This window comes from Bradyrhizobium genomosp. III (assembly GCF_000261705.1).
In the GTDB taxonomy this organism is placed as follows: Bacteria; Pseudomonadota; Alphaproteobacteria; order Rhizobiales; family Xanthobacteraceae; genus Bradyrhizobium; species Bradyrhizobium ottawaense.
Map to the genome: position 1 here is coordinate 1 of NZ_AJQF01000293.1, position 21,019 is coordinate 21,019.

Consider the following 21,019-nt stretch of genomic DNA (forward strand, 5'->3'; position numbering starts at 1 on the left):
TCGCCGCCTTGCTCGGCATGGCGTTGGTCTCCGCCCTGACGATCGCCATCATCCTCGGCCGCTACCAGTTGGGCCGGCTGTTCTTCGGCAGCGGTGAGGCGAGCGCGGCCACCATCGAGCTGACCGCGACGCTGCTGCTGGTCGGCGCCACCTTCTTCATCGCCGATGGTCTGCAGACCATCATGGGTGGCGCGCTACGCGGCATCAACGATACGAGAATGACACTGCTGTTCGCGGCAATCGGCTATTGGGGCATCGCCTTTCCCATCGCCTGGGTGCTGGCCTTCAACGCGGGGCTCGGCGCGGTCGGTGTCTGGGTCGGATTTTCGCTCGGGACATTCGTCTATGCCGGGCTCTTGATATTGCGCTTCCGGATGCTGACGCGCAGACTGGCGGGATGAACGGAGCCGTCCGCGAAGTCACGCCTGAGGTCGATGCCAACACGCTGCTGGCAGGCGCGCAATTCGTCGACGCGTTTCGCGTCGAGATCGGCGCAGCGACGGTGAATGCCCGCGAGGCCTGCACCCGGATGGTGCTGCACGGGCCGCGCTGGATCGACGTGCTGCTGCGCCTGCGCAACATTCTTGTGACGCCGTTCGGGCTGAAGACGTCGGGCGAAGGCGCACCGGCGCCGCACGGATTGATCGGCCTCTTTCCGGTGGTCGACGAAACGCCGGAGCGGCTGGTCGCGGGTTTCGACGATTATCATCTCGACTTCCGCATCGTCGTCGACGTAGCCGGCGACGCCGCGGGCCGACAGGTCACATCGACCACGCTGGTGCGGACACACAATCTGCTTGGCCGGACCTACCTCACGCTCATCATGCCCTTCCACAAGCTCGTGGTTCGCAGCATGATGACAGGGATCATGGAGCCGGCGCGATGAACCGTCCGGGCCGACATTGACGAACACCGCCCGCGTTCAGCCCACCGGCCCCGGGGTCCAATTGTCCCCTGCAAGCGGACTAACTCTCACATCGGGAATGACCCCGAGGTCCATGCTTGGATCGAAATGGCGCATCGTCCGCTCATTGAGGTCAATGATGCGGCCAGGTCTCAGTGGCCCCACGTCATTTATCTTGACGATGACCTTCTTGCCCACGGCTTCGACGAGGGCATATTTCGGCCTCGCGCCAAATTGAACCCCGCCGAATTTGCGACGCAAGCTCGTCTTGATGGCAGCCGTCCAGGCAGAGGGATCATAACGCTCGCCGGTGGCTGTCTTCGGACCGCCCTCCTCCTTGCCGGGCTTGAACGGATTGTACGTGGACGCCGCGCCAACGATCGCATCGCCGGAGGCGGCATCGACGACGTCACTTGAGTGATCCCCACGTGTTTCACTTCGAGCAACGGCAACAGAGAAGGCGAGCGCAACCAGGGCGCCGCAAATTGCGGCGCTCGAGCGGAATAGCATCATGAGTCCTGTGATTTTTTAGATTGTCCGGTTCCAGAACCGCAAACGTGGTCAAGCGAACGCAGAAGCGTTCATGAACTTGCGCCAATCGTTTTGCGGATTCGAGCCAACCCCTGGCTACGGAACCGTCGTGGGAACCAGAGTGGTCCTCACGTAGTGTTTTAGCTTCACACTGACTAAGACAGAGATTGCGTCAGCAGCATGACCCGATGGAACCTGGCGCGTGCAGCGTCTCAGGCAGCCGATCAGCCAAGCCGCGCGACGTGCGCATTGCTGTCGAAAGCCGACGTTTACGAGGACGCGCCGAACTCACTCCGCAACGCGCGCGGTCTTGTCGTCCGAGACCTCCGACCATTCGCCGACGACGCGGTCGAGGTCGCACAGATTCTGGTGCATCTGCTCAAGTGAGAAACCGAGTGCGAAGAAGCGCTCGGCAGTGTCGCCGGCATGGCCGCGGATCAAGCCGTCGTGGCGCACGGCGGCAACCGCTTCGGCGTAGTGCTGAAGCGCGACGTGGACCGGATGGATCGGCGGCGCGCCGGCTCCTTCGCGCAAGGCCGCTGCGGCCGACCGCAGGAAGCGCGCGATCACGGTCGAGACTTCCGTCAGGGGTGCTGCGAGCCGCGTCTGCACCTCGATCGGCAACGGCACCACGGTGGCGCGGCCAATCATCACGACGTCATGACGCAATCGCAGGACCGTTCGCAGCAGCGGCCCGGTGTCCGGACCGCTCGACAGCCGCGCCGCGCGCTCGCGCTCGGCTTCAGTGCCGATGGCATTGAGACCAACCATCGCGGTGCCGATCCCGTCCTGGATCCGGTGCAGCGCGTCGTTGTCGCGGCCGCGGGTGAGGCCCGCGAGCAGCTCGGTGAAGGCATCGGCGATCAGCTCGAGCAGGATCGCGGCGCTGGCACGGATCTGCCGTACCGCGCGCGAGGGCAGCACCAGGAACGAGACCAGCAATCCCGTGATGGCGCCGACCGCGACCTCGCTGACACGGTCGATCGCCGACGTCATGGGATCGGAATGATGCATGGTCGGAACCAGGAGCACGATCACGGCGGTCACGGTGGCGGCGCTGAGGCTCGGATTGATCGCGGCGATGAAGGCGAGCGGCGCGACCGACAGCACCAGGAGCCCCAGCAGGCCCGCTTCGCTGGAATAAGGAATCAGGATCGCGATGGCGCCGCCATAGATGGCACCGCCGATGGTGCCGAGCATGTAGTCGCGCGTCGCCTTCAGCGAGCGGCCGACGCTCATCTGGGTCACGATCAGTGAGGTCAGCACCGCCCAGAGCGGCAATAGCAGATGCAGCGCGGTGGCGAGCGCATAGGCCGCGGTCGCGGCGACCGTGACCCTGATCGCCAATCCCAGTTGCGTCCGCCGCGACCTGATCCGCTCCCACACCTGTCCTGCGAATGCCATCGTCAGACGTCCCAATCTTCTCAGGCCAAGCAAAAGCATGGCTGATGCCCGCGGCCCCAAGGCCGCTTGAAAGGCCAAATCAGCCCGCCTAACTTGCGCGCCAAAACGAGGAAACACGATGGCCCACGAAACCGCAACGCTCGCCGCCTACGTCTTCAACCTGGAATACCAGGATATTCCGGCCGAGGTGCTGGATCGCGCCAAGGTACTGACGCTGGACTTCCTCGGCAGCGCGATCCGGGCCAGGCGCGAGGCGGAATCGACCCCGTCGATGCTGAAAATGCTGGAGGCGCTGGCGCTCGACACCAAGGGCGAATCCACCGTGTTCGGCGACTCCAAGACCTGGACGCCCGCGATCGCGGCCCTGCTCAACGGCGCGCTCGGCCATTCCCTCGATTTCGACGACACCCACGCCGATTCCTCGCTGCATCCGAGCGCGCCGGTCGTTCCGGCTGCCTTCGCCATCGGCGAGATGGTCGGCGCTTCGGGCCGCGACGTGCTGACCGCGATCGTCGCGGGTTATGAGGTCTGCTGCCGGCTCGGCAACGCGCTCGATCCGACCTCGCATTATGCGCGCGGCTTCCACCCGACCGCGACCGCCGGCACCTATGGTGCGGCCGCGGCGGCCGGAAAACTGTTCGGCCTCTCCGAGCAGCAGCTCATCGCCGCCTTCGGTGTCTCCGGCAGCCAGGCCGCCGGCTCGCTGCAATTCCTGGTCAACGGCGCCTGGAACAAGCGCTACCAGGTCGGCGCCGCCGCGATGAATGGCGTGATCGCCGCGACGCTGGCGCGCAACGATTTCGTCGGCGCGACCGAATCGGTAGAGGGCAAGCACGGCCTGCTCGCCGGCTACACCGACGATGCGCATCCGGACAAGGCGGTCGCCGAGCTCGGCAAGACCTACGAGACCATGAAGATCGGCGTCAAACCGTATCCGAGCTGCCGCTACACCCATGCCGCGATCGACGCGCTGATCGCGATGCGGCGCGAGCACAATCTGACGCCAGACCAGGTCAAGCGCGTCGAGATCGGCCTGCATCGCAATGGCATCACACTGACCGGCGATGCCGCCACCAAGCGCCACCCAACCTCGATCGTCGGCGGCCAGTTCTCGATGTTCTTCACCGGCGCGCTCGCGCTCGACCAGGGTTCGTTCGGCTGGGACGATTATGGCCGCCTTGGCGACGCCGCCATCGACGCGCTCGCCGACAAGTTCGACGTGGTGCAGGACGACCGGCTCGAGATCGGCCGCACCCATCCGTTCGGCGCCCGCGTCAGCATCACGACGGACGATGGCGTGCATGAGCGGCTCTATGCGGATCCGTCCGGCGAGCCGAATTCGTTCCCGGACGCGCAGGCGATGCAGCAGAAATTCCTGACGCTCGCGCGCCCCGTGCTCAACGCGCGCGCGGAAAAATTCGCGGATGCGATCATGACGCTGGAGCGTTTCGACCGTGTGGCCAAGGCGACGGAGCTGGGGCGATAACAACCGCCTAGTTGGTCCCCGCCAGCTTCCCCTTCTCGCGCGTTGCCGCAATCACATCACGCACGAGATCGAACACGCCATCCGCCCCCAGCGGCCCGTTCGGCGAGCGACCGAGCCGCACGATCACCAACTTCTCCGACGGGATCATGATCGCGTACTGCCCGATCGTGCCCTTGGCGAAGAAGGCATCGCGCGGCCAGCCGTGTGTGATGCGAAACTTTGCACCAATGCTGTCGCCTTGGTTGGTCCAGAAGCCGGCGCCGATGCCGACCCAGGCATGCGGCGTGGCTGACGCGGAATAATTCACCCAGCCCTCGGGCAGGATACGCTTGCCGCCGGCTATGCCGTCGTTGAGATAGAGCTGGCTGAAGCGCGCCCAGTCGCGCGCGGAGGCCAGCATTTCGCCGGATCCCTCGATCGTGCCTGACGCGTCGAGCTGAAGCGTGACGTTGACCATGCCGAGTGGCGCGAACAATTCGTGGCGTGCGAAGCGGAGCGCATCGGCGGGCTTGCCGCCGGCGGCATCACGCAGCAGATGCGCGAGGATGAGGAAGTTGCCGTCGTGATAATTCCACGCGGTGCCCGGCGCGGTTGCAAGCGGCGCGCGCTCGGCAAAGCTGGCCATATCGTCTTCGGCGTATTTCATGGTGTTGACCGGTTCCAGCGCGGAGCCGAGCGAGGCCTCCAGCGAGCTTCCGAGCGCAATGCCCGCGGTGTGACGCAGCAATTGATCTACGGTGATGGGATGACGCGGATCATCCAGATTTTGCCAGGCGGCGATGGGCGCGGGGCCGTCGAGCTTCAACTTGCCCTGTCGCACCAGAATGCCTGTCAGGGCCGACATCACCGACTTCGTCATGGAGAAACCGAGCAGTTGCGTGTCCGGCCCGATGCCGTCGGCATAGCGCTCGGCGATGATGCGGCCGGCCTTCATGACAACGATAGCACGGGTGCGGCGATAAGGCGGCTGCGTGGGCTCGGCAAAGGCGCGGTCGAGCGCAGCTGCCAGGCCCTCGCTCTGCGGCGGCACGATCTCCGGGCCGGCGATCTCGGGGAGCAGCGCGGGCGGCTTGTCGTCAGGCGGCAATGCGACATCGGCGATCCCCTGCCCGTGCTCGAGCGTGCAACCAAGTCCCTCGCGATAGACGGCATGGCTGCGGCCGATTCCGAACAGGGACACCGTGACATCCTTGCGCGTGCGATCGACCCGAAGATCCATCGCCCAGGTGAGCAGACCCGCGCCCGGCATCGCGTCGGTGGTCTCGGCGAGGTCGCGCATGAGATCGAGGCCGGAGACGAAGGTCTCCGAGCAGAGCGTGTGGGCGATAAAGCCGGTCGCAACCTTCGGCACGTCGCGGGCGCGTGCAACGCCGAGCGCGAGGCCGGCACAGGCGATGGTGGTGGTGAGGAGAATGATCTTGCGGCGGCGAGTCACGGGCTTTCTCCGGCTTTGGGACGAGTGCGGGAGAGTAGGCCGGATGCAGGCGATACGCGCTCGCCGGATTTGGAAAACGACCTCGTCGAAAGTGATCGAGGCTAGTCGATTTCGGAATTCTCACGTGATTTCAAAGGTCTGAAAATCTAGGCCGCATTCACCTTCAGCCGCCGATATTCCGTCGGCGTCACCCCAGTCACGGCCTTGAAGGCGCGGTTGAACGGACCCAGCGACTGGAAGCCGGCGTCCATCGCGATGGTGATGACGGGAACCTCGGCCTGGGTGGCATCGGCGAGCGCAGCCTTGGCCTCCTCGATCCGGTGATTGTTCAGGAACACATTGAAGTTGCGATAACCGAGCCGCTGGTTGATCAGCCGGCGCAGCCGGTATTCCGGAATTTTCAGCCGGCCCGCCAGCACGCCGATGGTGATATTCTCCTGACGATAGATCCGCTCGCCCGCCATCAGTCGCATCAGGGCGTCGATGAGTTTTTGATCGGCGGATTCATCGGCCGCAGGCTGACTGAAAACAACCGGCGGGGCGGGCGCCACCGCGGCCGGAAACAGATCCGCCCCATCGATGCGCATCATGGCATAGACGATCGCCGCGACGGTGCAGGCGAGCGCGCCGGCATTGACGGTTTCGGCGACATCGCCGACGTGGTGGCCGACGACGGCGATCTGGAGCACCGCGTTCAGCCCGCCATAGAGCGCGGTTGCACAGACGACGAAGACACGAGCGCTGCGGCGACGCTCGACCAGGTCAGCCGGCCAGGAGGCGATCATCTGCCCGACCGCAAGGGCGATGAAACCGAGCACGATCAGATTGACCACCGTCACCGAGAAGCGCACATGGCCGCTGGGCGCAATCCAGACGCAGCCTGCGAAGCTGAAGGCCGTCACCAGCGCCCAGACCCATCCGTGCCACCAGCGGAGGTGAAACTCGTCGTCGAACAGGGAGCGCGTGAACAGCCAGAACACTACGATGGTGCCAGTCGACAACGCGATCAGCGGTGCATGCCAGAGCGGGACCCGCGACGTGACATCCACCGAATAGCTCACCGCATGCGCGGCCGAGCTGAGCGCGAAGGCGGCACCGAGGCGGGCTGCCAGCACGTTGCGAAAGTCGTGTAGCAGCGACGCCGCCAGCATCAGTAGCAGAGCGACGCTGGCGGCGCGAAAGGCGAGGTCGATGGCGGCAAGGCTCATCAGGTGATGCGATCGGTCGCAGTTGAAGTCGGACGAACATCGTTCGTTGCGTCCGTTTTTTCAAGGACCATGCGTTCACAACCGTCATCGCCCGGTTTCACGGATCGTAGGGTGGGCAAAGCGAAGCGTGCCCACCACTTCGTCTCGATCGGAGAAAGCTGGTGGGCACGGCGCTGACGCGCCTTTGCCCACCCTAAGGCCTGTCATCGCCGACCGCGGAGTACGGCGCTATCACACCTGTGGCGTCGGGCCCGCCTTTGTCGCGACGGCGATGCGGAATTCTGCTACCGTCGCGACCAAGAAAGCCAAAAGGAGCCTACTCATGAGCTGGCAACCCTCCAACGATCCCGTGCTCGGCGATCCCATGTCCTGCGATGCGCTCGACCTCGTCATCGTGCCGCGCACCCGCGACCTCGGCGACGGCTTCGAGGTGCGGCGCGCGCTGCCGCATGGCAAGCGGCAGATGGTCGGGCCCTTCATCTTCTTCGACCATTTCGGCCCGGTGCAGTTCGTCTCCGGCAAGGGCATGGACGTGCGGCCGCATCCGCATATCGGGCTTGCCACCGTCACCTATCTCTTCGACGGCTCGATCATGCATCGCGACAGCGAGGGCAACGTCCAGGAGATCGCGCCCGGCGCGATGAATTTGATGACGGCCGGCCGCGGCATCGCCCATTCCGAGCGCACGCCGGATGCGCAGCGCGCCGCGGGCCAGAAGATGCTGGGCCTGCAAAGCTGGATCGCGCTGCCGGCCGGATCGGAGGAGATCGCGCCGTCGTTCCAGCACTATGGCGCCGGCGATTTGCCGATGATCTCCGAGCGCGACTTCACCGCACGGGTGATCGCGGGCTCGTCATTCGGCATCGCCTCGCCGGTGTCGATGGTGTCACCCTGGTTCTACACCGAGGTCACGGCCGTTGCGGGCGCCAGCGTGCCGCTCGATCCCGATCACGAGGAGCGCGCGATCTATGTCGTCGACGGCGAGGTCGAGATCGCGAACGAGCGCTATGAGGGGCCGCGGCTGCTGATCTTCCGGCCCGGCGACCGCATCACCGTGAAGGCGCTCAAGGCCACGCGGATGATGTTTCTCGGCGGCGATGCGCTGGAGGGGCCCCGCCACATCTGGTGGAATTTCGTCTCCTCCAGCAAGGAGCGGATCGAGCAGGCCAAGCAGGACTGGAAAACCGGCCGCTTCGCCGGGGTTCCGCAGGAACATGAGTTCATTCCGCTGCCGGAATAGGCTAATCCGGTGTCCGGCCGCGCCATCCGGCGCGGCCGGATTTCCTGTCGCAAGGCCCTGACGATGACCACCATGCTCTCCAGCGACCTGCCCCTGACCAAGATCGGACGCGGCAAGGTGCGCGATATCTACGCCGTCGACGACGAGCGCCTGCTGCTCGTCACCACCGACCGCATCAGCGCCTTCGACGTGGTGATGGGCGAGACCATCCCGATGAAGGGCGCGGTGCTGACGCAAATCAGCGCGTTCTGGTTCGGCAAGCTGGAAGGCGTGGTGCCGCATCACATGATCAGCGCCGATACCGACGAGATCATCGCGGCCGTGCCGGCGCTGAAACCGCACCGCGCCGAGATCCTTGGCCGCGCCATGCTGTGCAAGCGCACCACCGTATTCCCGATCGAGTGCGTGATCCGCGGCTATATCTCGGGCTCGGCCTGGAAGGAGTACGCCGCCAGCGGCACGCTCGCGGGCGAGAAGCTGAAGGCCGGCCTCGTCGAGAGCGAGAAGCTCGAGCCTTCGATCTTCAGCCCGGCGACCAAGGCCGAGACCGGCCATGACGAGAACATCACGATTGCGAAGATGCGCGAGGTCGTCGGCGACGAGGTCGCCTACACGCTGGAAAGCATGACGCGTGCGATCTACACGCTCGGCGAGGAGCTGGCGCGCGAGCAGGGCATCATCATCGCCGACACCAAGTTCGAGTTCGGCCAGGACAAGGACGGCCGCATCATCCTGATCGACGAGGTGATGACGCCGGATTCCTCGCGCTTCTGGGCGGTCGATGCCTACAAGCCCGGCCAGCCGCAGGCGAGCTTCGACAAGCAGCCCTTGCGCGACTATCTCGACGTCGAGCGCCGTGCCGGCCGCTGGAACGGCGACGCCCCGCCACCGCCGCTGCCGGCAAGCGTGGTGGACGCGACCAGCAAGCGGTATCTCGAAGCGTATCGTCGCGTGACGGGGACGGAACTGAAGATCTAGGCGTGGTTGCTGCCACACGCCCCGCCTCCTGCGGCGGCCGTCATTCACACTTCGCTGTCGTCCCGGACAAGCGTAGCGCAGATCCGGAACCGTCCGACGAGCAGAGAATTCGGATTTAAGTGGAGCTCGTCCTTAGGTCGGCGCTTTGGCTCCATCTGGGCTGCGATCTCGACTCCATTGATCCAGATCAAACCGGGAGCCAACGATAAAAGGAAGCTGATCACCTCGGCTTGATACAACAACGAGGGAGGTTGCCATGAGGCTGGTCGGCATCAGGCGAACGCTACTTTTTGCAGCCGTTCTGGGCTGCGGAATTTTTGGCTCGACCCAATGGTCAAACGACGCCGGCACCGTGTTCGGCGTTTCAGGCGCCGAAGCCAGGGTCGGTCGGCCGGCAACTCCCGCGAGCGTTGCCGGCGTCGCACGTCGAACCACGCGACGCGCGGTCGTAGGGGGAGCGGCTGTGGGTGCGGCAGCTGCCGGCGCAGCATGCGTCCGCGTCTATGTGAACGGCGCCTACGTCTGCCGCTGATGCATTCGCGCCGGCGATTCCAATCGCCGGCGCGGGACCCTCGATTGCCGGTCAGATCCCCGCCATCATCACGTATTTGATCTCGACATATTCTTCCATGCCGTGACGCGAGCCTTCGCGCCCCAGGCCGCTTTCCTTGACGCCGCCGAACGGCGCGACTTCCGTGGTGATGAGGCCGGTGTTGACGCCGACCATGCCCGACTCCAGCGCTTCGGCGACGCGCCAGACGCGGCCGAGATCGCGGGAGTAGAAATACGAGGCCAAGCCGAACGGCGATGCGTTGCACATCGCGATCACATCGGCTTCGTCCTTGAAGCGGATCACCGGCGCGAGCGGCCCGAAGGTTTCTTCCTGCGACACCAGCGAGTCCGGCTTGACGTCGGCAAGCACGGTCGGCTCGAAGAACGAGCGCCCGAGCTCGCTGCGCTTGCCACCGGTGACGACCTTGGCGCCGCGCTTCACCGCATCCGCGATGTGCCGTTCGACCTTGTCGACGGCCTTAAGGTTGATCAGCGGCCCCTGCGTGACGCCGCTCTCGGTGCCGTCGCCGATCTTCATCGCGGCGACCTTCTTCGACAGCTTCTGCACGAACTCGTCGTAGATCTTGTCCTGGGCGTAGAGCCGGTTGGCACAGACGCAGGTCTGGCCCATGTTGCGATATTTCGAGACGATGGCGCCTTCGACCGCGGCGTCGATATCGGCGTCGTCGAACACGACGAAGGGCGCGTTGCCGCCGAGCTCAAGACCAAGCCGCTTCACGCCGACGGAGGCCTGCTGGTAGAGGATCTTGCCGACCGCGGTCGAGCCGGTGAAGCCGACGAAGCGCACTGCCGGATGCTCGCACAGCACCTTGCCGATCGGCGGCGCATCACCGGTGATGATGTTGAGCACGCCCTTGGGGATGCCGGCCTTCTCTGCGAGCACGGCCAGCGCCAGCGCCGACAGCGGCGTTTCATTGGCGGGCTTGAGCACCACGGTACAGCCGGCGGCGAGCGCCGGGGACACCTTGCGGGTAATCATGGAGTTCGGGAAATTCCACGGCGTGATCGCGCCGCAGACACCGATCGGCTGCTTGATCGCCAGCAGCCGCGCATCGGGCCGCTGCGTCGGAATGGTCTCGCCGTAGACGCGGCGAGCTTCCTCCGCGAAGAACTCGATATAGGCCGCACCGATATCGACCTCGCCGAGCGCCTCCGAAAGCGGCTTGCCCTGCTCGGAGGTCAGGATCAGCGCGAGATCCTCGCGGTTGGCGATGATCAGCTCGAACCATTTGCGCAGGATGTTGGAGCGCTGCTTGGCGGTGTGCTTGGCCCAGGCCGGAAACGCACGCTGAGCGGCCTCGACCGCCTTGGTCGTCTCGTCCGCACCGAGCTGCGGCACTTTTGCAAGCTCGACGCCGGTCGCGGGATTGTTGACGGCAAAGACCGGCGTGCCGACCCAGGCACCATCGATGTAGCAGGCCTCCTTCAGGAGCGAGGGGTCTTTCAACCGGTCGCGCAGGGTGGCGGTGGCTTGCGTGGCGCGTGCGGCAGCGGGCGGGGTCATGGCGTTACTCCTCGAACGATCATTTCGGGGCGATCGGATCGGCCGGAATATAGGGACAAGCAGCGCGCAATGCACCGTCCCACAACGCACATCTGATGGGAGCTAAACCGGCAGCGGCCTTAGGCCGCGCCGCTCATATAGGTCTCGCGGCGGCCGATCATACGTTCGGCCGCGGCCTTGGCGTCGGCCTTCGACGAGGTTGCGCAGGTACGGTATTCGAGATCGGGAACGTCGGACGGGTTGCGGCGGCCGAACCAGTTCTTGGAGCCCACCCGCAGCAGCGCCAGCGCCTGCGCCAAATTGTCGACTGCACCGAAGGAATAGAGCGCGCCGGTCCCGGCGATGCGCACCTCATAGATCCCTGGCGAAATCGGCGCCTCCAGGTTCTCGCCCCGTCCGGGACGGGGATAGCGCTTCCATTCGCTCCAGGTCGAAATCATCTGAGGTCCCCCTCTCGGCCGCTTGGCGACCGCCCAATTTGCATCAAGTCTTAACGTCGGCCGTCGATTGGCCGAGTCCTGAACGCCGCAACGCACAAAATGTTTCAAGTGCTTCAAACACAGGAATCATATCGCCAGCGCCCATTCACGGTCACGGCGAGATGCGGCCATCCACCGCAGATTGTGACGGAGTGTTGCCGTTCGGCCTGCCTGTCGTCCTGTGTGTGGCATGGACCGTCAAGTCACGACATCGCGACCGCCGCAGGCATCTGGACGCGCTTGCCGCGCGGAGCCTGCGGGAGGACAATCGATCACTGCCAACAATAATCAAACTCGAGGAAACGCCATGCAAAGCAAAGCTGAGATCGACGAGATTCTGCGTCAGAAGAGCGACGCCCAGGAGATTCCCGGGGTCGTCGCCATCGCCGCCAGCGGTAACGACGTGCTGTATCAGGGCGCGTTCGGCAAGCGCGACCTGTCCAAGCCCGACGCGATGACAGCGGACAGCGTGTTCTGGATCGCCTCGATGACGAAGGCGGTGACGTCGGCGGGCGCGATGCAGCTGGTCGAGCAGGGCAAGCTGTCGCTGGATGCGCCGATCGGTGAAGTGTTGCCCGATCTCGCCGCGCCGCAAGTGCTCGAAGGTTTTGATGCCAATGGCGAACCAAAACTGCGACCGGCGAAGGGCGCGATCACGCTGCGCCATCTCATGACCCACACTGCCGGGTTTGCCTACAACGTTTGGAACGGCGATTGCGCGCAATATCTGGAGAAGACCGGAACGCCGAACATCTTCTCCTGCCAGAACGTTGCGCTGAAGACGCCGATCATGTCCGATCCCGGCACGCGCTGGGAATATGGCATCAACATCGACTTCGTCGGCAAGGCGGTGGAAGCCGTGAGCGGCAAGCGTCTCGATGCTTACTTGCGCGATCACATATTCACACCGCTCGGCATGAACGACACCGCCTTCAAGATCACCGACGACATGCGCCAGCGCCTGGTCGCCACGCACGCACGCGGCGAGGATGGATCGCTGGCGCCGATTCCGTTCGAGATCGAACAGAATCCGGAATTCCACATGGGCGGCGGCGGCCTCTACAGCACGGCCGGCGATTACATCAAGTTCACCCGGATGATCCTCAACAAGGGCCGCGGCAACGGCAACCAGGTGCTGAAGCCCGAGACGGTCGCGCTGATGGGCCAGAACCACATCGGCGATCTCACGATTGGCAAGATGACGACAGTGGCGCCCATGTACACCAACGACGTCGATCTCTTCCCCGACATCGTGAAGAAGTGGGGGCTCTCCTTCCTGATCAACACCGCCAAGACGCCAGAAGGCCGCAGCGCCGGCAGCCTCGCCTGGGCCGGTCTTGCCAACACCTATTTCTGGATCGACCCGGCACGCGATGTTTCCGGCGTCATCCTGATGCAGGTATTGCCATTCGTCGACGCCAAGTGCCTGGAGGCGTTCGCGGGATTCGAGCGCGGGGTGTACGCCGGGCTCGATGCGGGGAGCGGGCAGAAGGCGGCCTAGCCACTTAGTATGAGGTGCGCGGCGTCGCGCGCCTTCGCCACAATCGATAACCTCGTGCCCAAGGCCATCGGCTTCGGGCACGAGGCATCAACTTCGAGGAGACGAACTTGGCGAGCGATCTGGCTGACAAAGCGGACAGCTACGTTTGCGGCATCTCGGACACGCCGCTGCTCGGCGACACCATTGGCCGCAGCCTCGACCACGCGGTGCGGCGCTGGGGCGATCGCGAGGCGCTGGTCTCGCCCAGCCACGGTGTCAGATGGACATGGCGGGAATTCGCCGAGCGGGTCGATGCGCTCGCCGCCGGCTTTCTCGCGCTCGGGCTCGAACGCGGGGAACGGATCGGCATCTGGTCGCTAAACCGGCCGGAATGGACGCTGACCCAGTTCGCCGCCGCCAAGGCCGGCTTGATCCTGGTGACGATCAATCCGGCCTACCGTCTCAGCGAGCTCGAATTCGCGCTGAAGAAGGTCGGCTGCGCGGCGATCGTCACCGCCACCGCCTTCAAGACCAGCAATTACATGGAGATGCTCAACACGCTGCTACCGGAGCTGGCGGGCGCGAGGCCCGGACAGCTGCAGGCGGCGCGACTGCCAGCCTTGCGGATGGTGATCCAGATCGGCGGCCCGGCGGCCTCAGGCACTGTCGCGTTCGAGGAGGTCGCGCGGATGGGCCGAGCGGAGCATCGCGAGCAACTTGCCGCGCTCGGTGCTGCGCTTCAGTTCGACGACCCCGTCAACATCCAGTTCACCAGCGGCACCACGGGATCGCCAAAGGGCGTCACGCTGACCCACCACAACATCCTCAACAACGGCTATTTCACGGGACGCGCGATGCGCCTGACGGAAGCGGACCGCATCTGCATTCCGGTGCCGCTCTATCATTGCTTCGGCATGGTCATGGGCAACCTTGCCTCGGTCACGCTCGGCACCACCATGGTCTACCCGGGCGAGGGCTTTGATCCGCTCGCGACGCTGCGCGCGGTCGAGCAGGAGAAATGCACCGCGCTATATGGCGTGCCGACCATGTTCATCGCGGAGCTCGATCATTCCGAGTTCAAGAATTTCAATTTGAAATCACTGCGCACCGGCATCATGGCGGGCGCGCCCTGCCCGATCGAGGTGATGAAGCGCGTCAACACCGAGATGAACATGCGCGAGGTCACCATCGCCTATGGCATGACCGAGACCAGCCCAGTGAGCTTCCAGAGCGCGACCGACGATCCGCTCGAGCGCCGCGTCTCCACCGTCGGCCGCATCCACCCGCATGTAGAGGTGAAGGTCGTCGATCTCGAAGGCAGGATCGTCAAGCGCGGCGAACGCGGCGAGCTCTGCACCCGCGGCTACAGCGTCATGCTGGGCTATTGGGAGGAGAAGGAAAAGACGTCCGACGTGCTTGACGCCAATGGCTGGATGCACACCGGCGACCTCGCCACCATCGACGCCGCCGGTTATTGCAACATCGTCGGCCGCATCAAGGATCTGGTGATCCGCGGCGGCGAGAACCTCTACCCGCGCGAGATCGAGGAGTTTCTGTACCGTCACCCCAAGATCCAGGACGTGCAGATCTTCGGCGTCGCCGACACCCGCTACGGCGAGGAGCTCTGCGCCTGGATCCGCGTCAGGCCGGGCGAAACGCTGACGGCCGAGGAGGTCCGCGCCTTCTGCGACGGCCAGATCGCCCACAACAAGATCCCGCGCTACGTGGAATTCGTCGACGAGTTTCCGATGACCGTGACGGGCAAGATCCAGAAATTCGTAATGCGGGATGCGGTGGAGCAACGGCTGGGATTGAAGGCGGCGAAGACGGCGTGAGAGACTGAGTACCCTTTCCGCAGGACGGTTGTCATTCCCCGCGAAAGCGGGGAATCCAGTACACTGCGGCTTCTCGATTCAATCACAAACGCCTCTGGAATACTGGATTCGCCCGGTCTAAACATCGACCCGGGCGATGACAGCGAGGCTGGTGCGCGACTTTTCTAAACCGTCAGCCCGCGCTGCTGGGCCAGCTCCTTTAGCGACACAAGCGGACGCGCGCCGATGTGCTGGATCACTTCGGCGGCCGCGAGCGCACCGAGCTCGCCGCACTGCTTGTGCGCGAGGTTACGCGAAAGGCCGTAGAGGAAGCCCGCCGCAAAGAGATCGCCGGCGCCGGTGGTGTCCACCAGTTTCGTGACCGGTGAGGCCGGAGCTGCGACAGCGTCGGTCGGTGTCACCACCACGCAGCCCTTCTCGCTGCGGGTGACCACGCCGAGATTGACGTCGTTGCGCAGCTGCTTCAGGGCGGTGTCGAAATCCGAGGTCATGTAGAGCGAATGCAGCTCGGATTCGTTGGCGAAGACGATGTCGACGGTGCCGTCGCGCATCAGCGAGAGAAACTCGTCGCGATAGCGGTCGACGCAGAAGGAATCCGACAGCGTCAGCGCCACCTTGCGCTTGGCATCATGGGCGATCTTGGCCGCCTTGACGAAGGCGTCCTTGGCATTCTTGGGATCCCAGAGATAGCCTTCGAGATAGACGATGCCGGCGGCGGCGATCTCGGCCGGGTCGATGTCGGCGGGCGAAAGATCCTGCGCGGCACCGAGATAGGTGTTCATGGTGCGCTCGCCATCATCCGTGACCAGGATGTAGGAGCAGCCGGTGGCGGGGCCGTCCTGCGCGGCGGGCGTGTTGAAGGCGACGCCGGCTGAGCGGATATCGTGGACGTAGAGCTTGCCGATCTGGTCGTCCTTGACCTTGCCGACATAGGCCGCACGTGCCCCTAAGCTGCCGATGCCGACAATGGTGTTGGCGGCCGAGCCGCCCGAGACTTCCGTGGCCGGCCCCATGTCCTTGTAGATGGCGGCCGCCCGTGCCTCGTCGATCAGGGACATGCTGCCCTTGGTCATGCCGTGCTTGGCCAAAAAGGCCTCGTCAGTCCTGACCAGCACGTCGAACAACGCGTTGCCGATGCCGAGAACGTCATATTTCACGTCAGCCATTCACCTTGATCCTGTTTGGCGGATTGCGATCCCTGCGAAAATCCGCTTCCTGTCGGCCTGAAATCTGGCTCGCGGCCTATCACGACCGGGCCTGCGCGGGCAAGCAACGGTATTATAACGGCCTCGATGATCCGCTCCTTCCTGACCGTCTCGACGGGAACACTGGCCTCGCGGCTGCTGGGCTTTGCCCGCGATTCCCTGATCGCGGCGCTGCTCGGCACCGGCGCCGTGGCGGACGCATTCCTGGCCGCCTTCCAGCTGGTCAATGTGGTGCGCAGGCTGCTCAGCGAGGGCGCGCTGAACGCGGCGCTGGTCCCGGCCTGGCTGCGCATCCGTGACCGCGATGGCGCGGACGCTGCGGCAGCGTTCGCCGGACGCGTGCTCGGCACGGTCAGCGCGGCGCTGATCATGATCTCAATCGGCATTGCCCTGCTGATGCCGCTGATCATAACGGTCATCGCGCCCGGTTTTCTCGGTGCCGGCACGCTCGATCTCGCCGTCCTGAACGCGCGGCTGATGCTGCCTTATCTCGCCTTCGCCGGTCCCGTCACCGTGCTGATGGGGCTGCTGAATGCGCAAGGGCGCTTTGCGCTCACGGCATTCTCGCCGCTGCTGTTCAACATCGCGCTGATCGCCGCGATCGCTTTGCTGCTTGTCTGGCACGCCGACGCCGGCTTCGCCGCGTGGCTGCTGGCGGCCACGGTCGGCATCGCCGGCCTGCTGCAACTCCTGATGCTGCTGTCGCAGCAAAGTGCGCGCCTCGCCACGCCTTTGCGCGTCAGTTTCGACAAGGAGATGCGCAGCTTCTTCGCCAAGGCGATCCCCGGCATGATCGCAAGCTCGGGACCGCAATGGCTGATGGTGGCCGGCGCGATCATCGCATCCGCGACGCCGTCCGCGGTGTCCTGGCTCTATTTCGCAAATCGCCTGATCGAGCTGCCGCTCGGCATCGTCGGCGTCGCCATGGGCACCGTGCTGGTGCCGGAGCTGACGCGCGCGGTGAGTGACGGCGACCGTGATGCGGTGGCGCATGCGCAATCGCGCGCGCTCGAGCTTGCGACCGGGCTGGCGCTCCCCGCCACGCTCGGCCTGATCGTGCTGGCCGAGCCGATCGTGCGGCTGTTGTTCGAGCATGGCGCCTTCGGTGCCGGCGACAGCGCGGCGACAGCGCATGCCTTGACGTGGCTGGCGCTTGGCCTGCCCGCGCACGTGCTGATCAAGGCGCTGTCGCCGGCCTTCTATGCCCGCAACGACACGATGACGCCGCTGCTGGCGACGGCCAAAGGCTTTGTAGTGTCGGTCGTGCTCGCCGTGCTGCTCGGCCATCTCTTTGGCGCAAGCGGGATCGCGGCGAGCATCGCGGCCGGCGCCTGGAGCAGTGCGCTCTCGCTGCTTCGGAAAGGCACCAGCGAATTCGGCTTCTCGGTCGATTCTGCCGCGCGAAAACGGCTGCCGCGGATCGTGCTTGCCGCAGCCGCGATGGGCGCCCTGCTCTGGCTGACCACCGGCCTCGTGCCCGCCGAGGCGCACGGCTTCATCAAATTCATCGTGCTGGGCGTGCAGATCGCGGCCGGGATCGCCGTTTACGGCTTGCTGCTGCAAATCCTCGGCGCCGCTTCCTGGCGAGAGGCGGTAGCCGCCTTGAAGCGACCCGCCTAGCCCGGCCCGGTGCGCGAGATCATCGAATTGCTCTTGACGGGGCAGCGCCGCTGTTGGAAACGACGGCCGAATACCTATGGGAAGGCTTACCATGCCATTCGTTGAACGGGTCTTTTCGGGCGTCCAGCCGACGGGCAATCTGCATCTCGGCAATTACCTCGGCGCCATCGTCAACTTCGTGAAGATGCAGGAAACCCACAACTGCATCTATTGCGTCGTCGACATGCACGCGATCACGCAAGGCGTGGACGTCTGGGGCGGACCGGCCGAGCTCGCGCGCAACACCCGCGAGGTGACTGCCGCGTTCATCGCGAGCGGCATCGATCCCAAGAAGCACATCGTGTTCAACCAGAGCCAGGTCTCCGGCCATGCCGAGCTCGCCTGGATCTTCAACTGCGTCGCGCGCATGGGCTGGCTCGGCCGCATGACCCAGTTCAAGGAGAAGGCCGGCAAGGACCGCGAGAATGCCTCCGTGGGTCTGTTCGACTATCCCGTGCTGATGGCCGCCGACATCCTGCTTTACCGCGCCACCCACGTGCCGGTCGGCGAGGACCAGAAGCAGCATCTCGAGCTCTCGCGTGACATCGCGCAGAAGTTCAACAACGACTTTGGTGACTCGATCCGCAACCTCGGCGCCAATGACGGCCTGTTCTTCCCGCTGCCGGAACCCCTGATCACGGGCCCCGCGACGCGGGTGATGAGCCTGCGCGACGGCACCAAGAAGATGTCGAAATCCGATGCGTCGGACAATTCGCGCATCAATTTGACTGACGATGCCGACACCATCGCGCAGAAGATCCGCAAGGCGAAGACCGATCCGGAGCCGCTGCCGTCAGAGGAGAAGGGCCTGGAAGCCCGTCCCGAGGCCGATAACCTCGTCGGCATCTTCGCCGCGCTGGCCGGCCGCCCCAAGGCGGACGTGCTGCGCGAGTTCGGCGGGGGCCAGTTCTCCAGCTTCAAGAACGCGCTGGCGGAGCTGTGCGTCACCAAGCTGGCGCCGATCGCCGGCGAGATGAAGCGCCTCGTCGCCGACCCCGGCCATATCGATTCGATCCTGAACGAAGGTTCCGACCGGGCCCGCGCCATCGCCGACGAGACGATGAAGCTCTCCAAGGACATCGTCGGCTTCATCCGCCGGCGATAGAGACGGTCGGCGCCAGCGCGCCGGCCGCATCTCCTCTCCCCAACCCTGCGGGAGTGTGGCAGCATGCCGGCCGTGCACATGCCGGGACATGCATGACCAGCAAGCGACTTTGCTTCGAGCCGGGTCACAAGCCCAAATGCCTCGTCGTCGTCGACGACACCGCCGAATGGGATCGCGCGGTCTACTATGCCAGCCGCTGGGCGATCCGCGCCGGCGGCGGCGTGGTGATGCTGCGCATCATCGAACCCGAGCAGCAGAGCCAGGAATGGCTAGGGGTCGCCGACATCATGCGCGCCGAAGCGCAGGAAGCGGCGGAGGCCGCGCTCGACCGTGCCGCCGGCCGCGCCAATGGCATTGCTGCAATCACCCCGGAGCGGGTGATCCGCGAGGGTGTGCCGATGGAGCAGCTGCTCGCCGTGATCGACGAAGACCCCGACATCGGCATGCTGGTGCTCGCCGCCAATCCCGGTGCGGAGGGGCCGGGTCCCCTGGTTGCGCTGCTGGCCCACGCGGTCGGAACCTTCCCGATTCCCGTGACCATCATTTCCGGCGCGCTGAGCGACCAAAGCGTGGATTCACTGTCGTAGGTCGCCTTCACCTCGCCCCGCTTGCGGGGAGAGGTCGGCGCGAAGCGCCGGGTGAGGGGAGTCTCCACGAATCCAATTCTCGCTGCCAGCGAGACGCCCCCTCACCCCGACCCTCTCCCCGCAAGCGGGGAGAGGGAGGAGCGAGCACCCTAACCTGCTGATATAACAACGAAACGCCCTCTTCTCCCCTTGATCGTGCGTTCTCCGTCGCCATCTGCTAGTGGAGAGAGCACGCGCCGGCCTTGAACCGGCGACGTCTGGAGAAAACCATGTTCATTCAAACCGAAGCCACCCCCAATCCCGCCACGCTGAAGTTCATTCCGGGCCGCGTCGTGGTCGACGGCAGCCCGATGGAATTCGCGAGCCGCGAAGCCGCCACCCGCTCGCCGCTGGCCGAAAAGCTGTTCGAGGTGCCCGGCGTCACCGGCGTGTTCTACGGATCCGACTTCATCACCGTGACCAAGGCAAACGGTGAATGGCAGCAGCTCAAGCCCGCGATCCTCGGCGCCATCATGGAGCACTACATGTCCGGCGCGCCACTGCTCGCCGACGGCGCGGCGCAAGACGATGCCGATCTCGATAACGAGGACGAGTTCTTCGACGAGGCCGATGCCGAGACGGTCGACATGATCAAGGACCTGATCGAGACCCGCGTGCGGCCGGCCGTCGCCAATGACGGCGGCGACATCACCTTCCGCGGCTTCAAGGACGGCATCGTCTATCTCAACATGAAGGGCGCCTGCTCCGGCTGCCCGTCATCGACCGCGACGCTCCAGCACGGCATCCAGAACCTGCTCAAGCACTTCGTGCCTGACGTGGTCGAAGTCCGGCCGATGTAAATTGCACGGCCTGAGCTGATTTCACTCCGTCATGCCCGGGCTTGTCCCGGGCATCCACGTTTTTGGAGCCGCAAAGTCGTGGATGGCCGGGTCAAGCCCAGCCGCGACGGCTAGAACCTTAGGCATCATCCGATTGCCAATGCTATGATCACACCATGCTGATCCTCGCCATCGATACCGCGCTCGACGCCTGCTCCGTCGCCGTACTCGACACCGAAACGGCCGAGCTCGTTGCGCAGGAGCAGCTTCTCATGAAGCGCGGCCACGCCGAGGCCCTGATGCCGATGATCGCGCGCGTCATGCAATCGGCCAATCTCGCCTTCACCTCGCTCGACCGCATCGCGGTCACCGTCGGCCCCGGAAGCTTCACCGGCCTGCGCGTCGGCATTTCGGCGGCGCGCGGCCTTGCGCTTGCGGCTGAGCGGCCGGCGATCGGCCTGACCACCTTGTCGGCCTATGCCGCCGCCATCGTCGGCCAGAGCAAATCGGCACCCGTGATCTCCGCAATCGACGCGCGGCACGACCATGTCTATTTCCAGATCGTCGCCGGCGACGGCAGCCAGCTGG

General features: G+C 65.0%; 20 protein-coding genes. 13 read left to right on the forward strand and 7 right to left on the reverse strand.

Annotated features, from left to right (window positions below; genetic code table 11):
• Positions 1 to 401, forward strand: a 401-nt coding sequence (locus IC66_RS0124550; RefSeq protein WP_038949417.1) for an MATE family efflux transporter, incomplete at its 5' end; no start/stop codon positions are given.
• Positions 398 to 886, forward strand: coding sequence for a DUF2867 domain-containing protein (locus tag IC66_RS0124555; RefSeq protein WP_028139538.1), 489 nt, complete (start codon positions 398 to 400; stop codon positions 884 to 886). The genes IC66_RS0124550 and IC66_RS0124555, both read left to right, overlap by 4 nt.
• 36 nt (positions 887 to 922) lie before the next feature.
• Here IC66_RS0124555 and IC66_RS0124560 read toward each other — a convergent pair whose 3' ends face one another.
• Both IC66_RS0124560 and IC66_RS0124565 read right to left on the reverse strand, forming a co-directional pair.
• Entirely contained in the window at positions 923 to 1,417 is a 495-nt protein-coding gene (locus tag IC66_RS0124560) for a septal ring lytic transglycosylase RlpA family protein (protein ID WP_018319450.1), read from the reverse strand.
• 306 nt (positions 1,418 to 1,723) lie between these two features.
• Positions 1,724 to 2,839: an FUSC family protein gene (locus IC66_RS0124565; protein ID WP_038949418.1), complete on the reverse strand. Its 1,116-nt coding sequence runs from the start codon at positions 2,837 to 2,839 to the stop codon at positions 1,724 to 1,726.
• A gap of 118 nt (positions 2,840 to 2,957) precedes the next feature.
• Here IC66_RS0124565 and IC66_RS0124570 point away from each other — a divergent pair, with 118 nt between their 5' ends.
• Positions 2,958 to 4,325 carry an MmgE/PrpD family protein gene (locus tag IC66_RS0124570; protein WP_028139535.1) on the forward strand — a complete coding sequence of 456 codons (1,368 nt, stop codon included), beginning with the start codon at positions 2,958 to 2,960 and terminating at the stop codon, positions 4,323 to 4,325.
• A 7-nt stretch (positions 4,326 to 4,332) separates the two neighbouring features.
• Here IC66_RS0124570 and IC66_RS0124575 read toward each other — a convergent pair whose 3' ends face one another.
• Positions 4,333 to 5,760, reverse strand: a complete 1,428-nt coding sequence (locus tag IC66_RS0124575; RefSeq protein ID WP_038949420.1) for a serine hydrolase domain-containing protein — start codon at positions 5,758 to 5,760, stop codon at positions 4,333 to 4,335.
• Between the two features lie 146 nt (positions 5,761 to 5,906).
• A complete protein-coding gene (locus tag IC66_RS0124580) occupies positions 5,907 to 6,968 on the reverse strand; it encodes a helix-turn-helix domain-containing protein (RefSeq protein WP_038949421.1) in 1,062 nt (353 codons plus the stop codon).
• Positions 6,969 to 7,290: 322 nt separating this feature from the next.
• Between IC66_RS0124580 and IC66_RS0124590 the strand changes: the two genes are divergently transcribed.
• The 3 genes from IC66_RS0124590 (at position 7,291) to IC66_RS48445 (ending at position 9,718) form a co-directional block, all read left to right on the forward strand.
• Positions 7,291 to 8,208: a pirin family protein gene (locus IC66_RS0124590; RefSeq protein ID WP_038949422.1), complete on the forward strand. Its 918-nt coding sequence runs from the start codon at positions 7,291 to 7,293 to the stop codon at positions 8,206 to 8,208.
• 63 nt (positions 8,209 to 8,271) lie between these two features.
• Positions 8,272 to 9,186, forward strand: coding sequence for a phosphoribosylaminoimidazolesuccinocarboxamide synthase (locus tag IC66_RS0124595; protein ID WP_028139531.1), 915 nt, complete (start codon positions 8,272 to 8,274; stop codon positions 9,184 to 9,186).
• A 256-nt stretch (positions 9,187 to 9,442) separates the two neighbouring features.
• Positions 9,443 to 9,718 carry a hypothetical protein gene (locus IC66_RS48445; RefSeq protein ID WP_083859338.1) on the forward strand — a complete coding sequence of 92 codons (276 nt, stop codon included), beginning with the start codon at positions 9,443 to 9,445 and terminating at the stop codon, positions 9,716 to 9,718.
• 51 nt (positions 9,719 to 9,769) lie between these two features.
• Here IC66_RS48445 and IC66_RS0124605 read toward each other — a convergent pair whose 3' ends face one another.
• Positions 9,770 to 11,263 (reverse strand): NAD-dependent succinate-semialdehyde dehydrogenase, encoded by a 1,494-nt coding sequence (locus IC66_RS0124605; protein ID WP_038949424.1) that lies wholly within the window; start codon positions 11,261 to 11,263, stop codon positions 9,770 to 9,772.
• Between the two features lie 119 nt (positions 11,264 to 11,382).
• Positions 11,383 to 11,703, reverse strand: a complete 321-nt coding sequence (locus IC66_RS0124610) for a hypothetical protein (RefSeq protein ID WP_028139529.1) — start codon at positions 11,701 to 11,703, stop codon at positions 11,383 to 11,385.
• A 346-nt stretch (positions 11,704 to 12,049) separates the two neighbouring features.
• On the opposite strand from IC66_RS0124610, the gene IC66_RS0124615 reads away from it, so the two are divergent.
• Positions 12,050 to 13,243, forward strand: coding sequence for a serine hydrolase domain-containing protein (locus tag IC66_RS0124615; protein ID WP_038949425.1), 1,194 nt, complete (start codon positions 12,050 to 12,052; stop codon positions 13,241 to 13,243).
• Positions 13,244 to 13,362: 119 nt separating this feature from the next.
• Positions 13,363 to 15,057 (forward strand): AMP-binding protein, encoded by a 1,695-nt coding sequence (locus tag IC66_RS0124620; protein WP_038949426.1) that lies wholly within the window; start codon positions 13,363 to 13,365, stop codon positions 15,055 to 15,057.
• A 164-nt stretch (positions 15,058 to 15,221) separates the two neighbouring features.
• Here IC66_RS0124620 and IC66_RS0124625 read toward each other — a convergent pair whose 3' ends face one another.
• Positions 15,222 to 16,223, reverse strand: a complete 1,002-nt coding sequence (locus IC66_RS0124625) for an adenosine kinase (protein ID WP_038949427.1) — start codon at positions 16,221 to 16,223, stop codon at positions 15,222 to 15,224.
• 126 nt (positions 16,224 to 16,349) lie between these two features.
• Between IC66_RS0124625 and murJ the strand changes: the two genes are divergently transcribed.
• The 5 genes from murJ to tsaB form a co-directional block, all read left to right on the forward strand.
• Positions 16,350 to 17,882: a murein biosynthesis integral membrane protein MurJ gene (murJ, locus tag IC66_RS0124630; RefSeq protein ID WP_038949428.1), complete on the forward strand. Its 1,533-nt coding sequence runs from the start codon at positions 16,350 to 16,352 to the stop codon at positions 17,880 to 17,882.
• 91 nt (positions 17,883 to 17,973) lie between these two features.
• Complete coding sequence (gene trpS, locus IC66_RS0124635; RefSeq protein ID WP_028139524.1) at positions 17,974 to 19,026, forward strand: tryptophan--tRNA ligase; 1,053 nt, start codon at positions 17,974 to 17,976, stop codon at positions 19,024 to 19,026.
• Positions 19,027 to 19,118: 92 nt separating this feature from the next.
• A complete protein-coding gene (locus tag IC66_RS0124640) occupies positions 19,119 to 19,613 on the forward strand; it encodes a universal stress protein (protein WP_028139523.1) in 495 nt (164 codons plus the stop codon).
• Between the two features lie 269 nt (positions 19,614 to 19,882).
• On the forward strand, positions 19,883 to 20,452 hold the full coding sequence (locus IC66_RS0124645) for a NifU family protein (protein ID WP_038949429.1): 570 nt from the start codon (positions 19,883 to 19,885) through the stop codon (positions 20,450 to 20,452).
• 155 nt (positions 20,453 to 20,607) lie between these two features.
• Positions 20,608 to 21,019 (forward strand): tRNA (adenosine(37)-N6)-threonylcarbamoyltransferase complex dimerization subunit type 1 TsaB (gene tsaB, locus IC66_RS0124650; protein ID WP_038949430.1); only part of this gene is annotated, 412 nt, incomplete at its 3' end.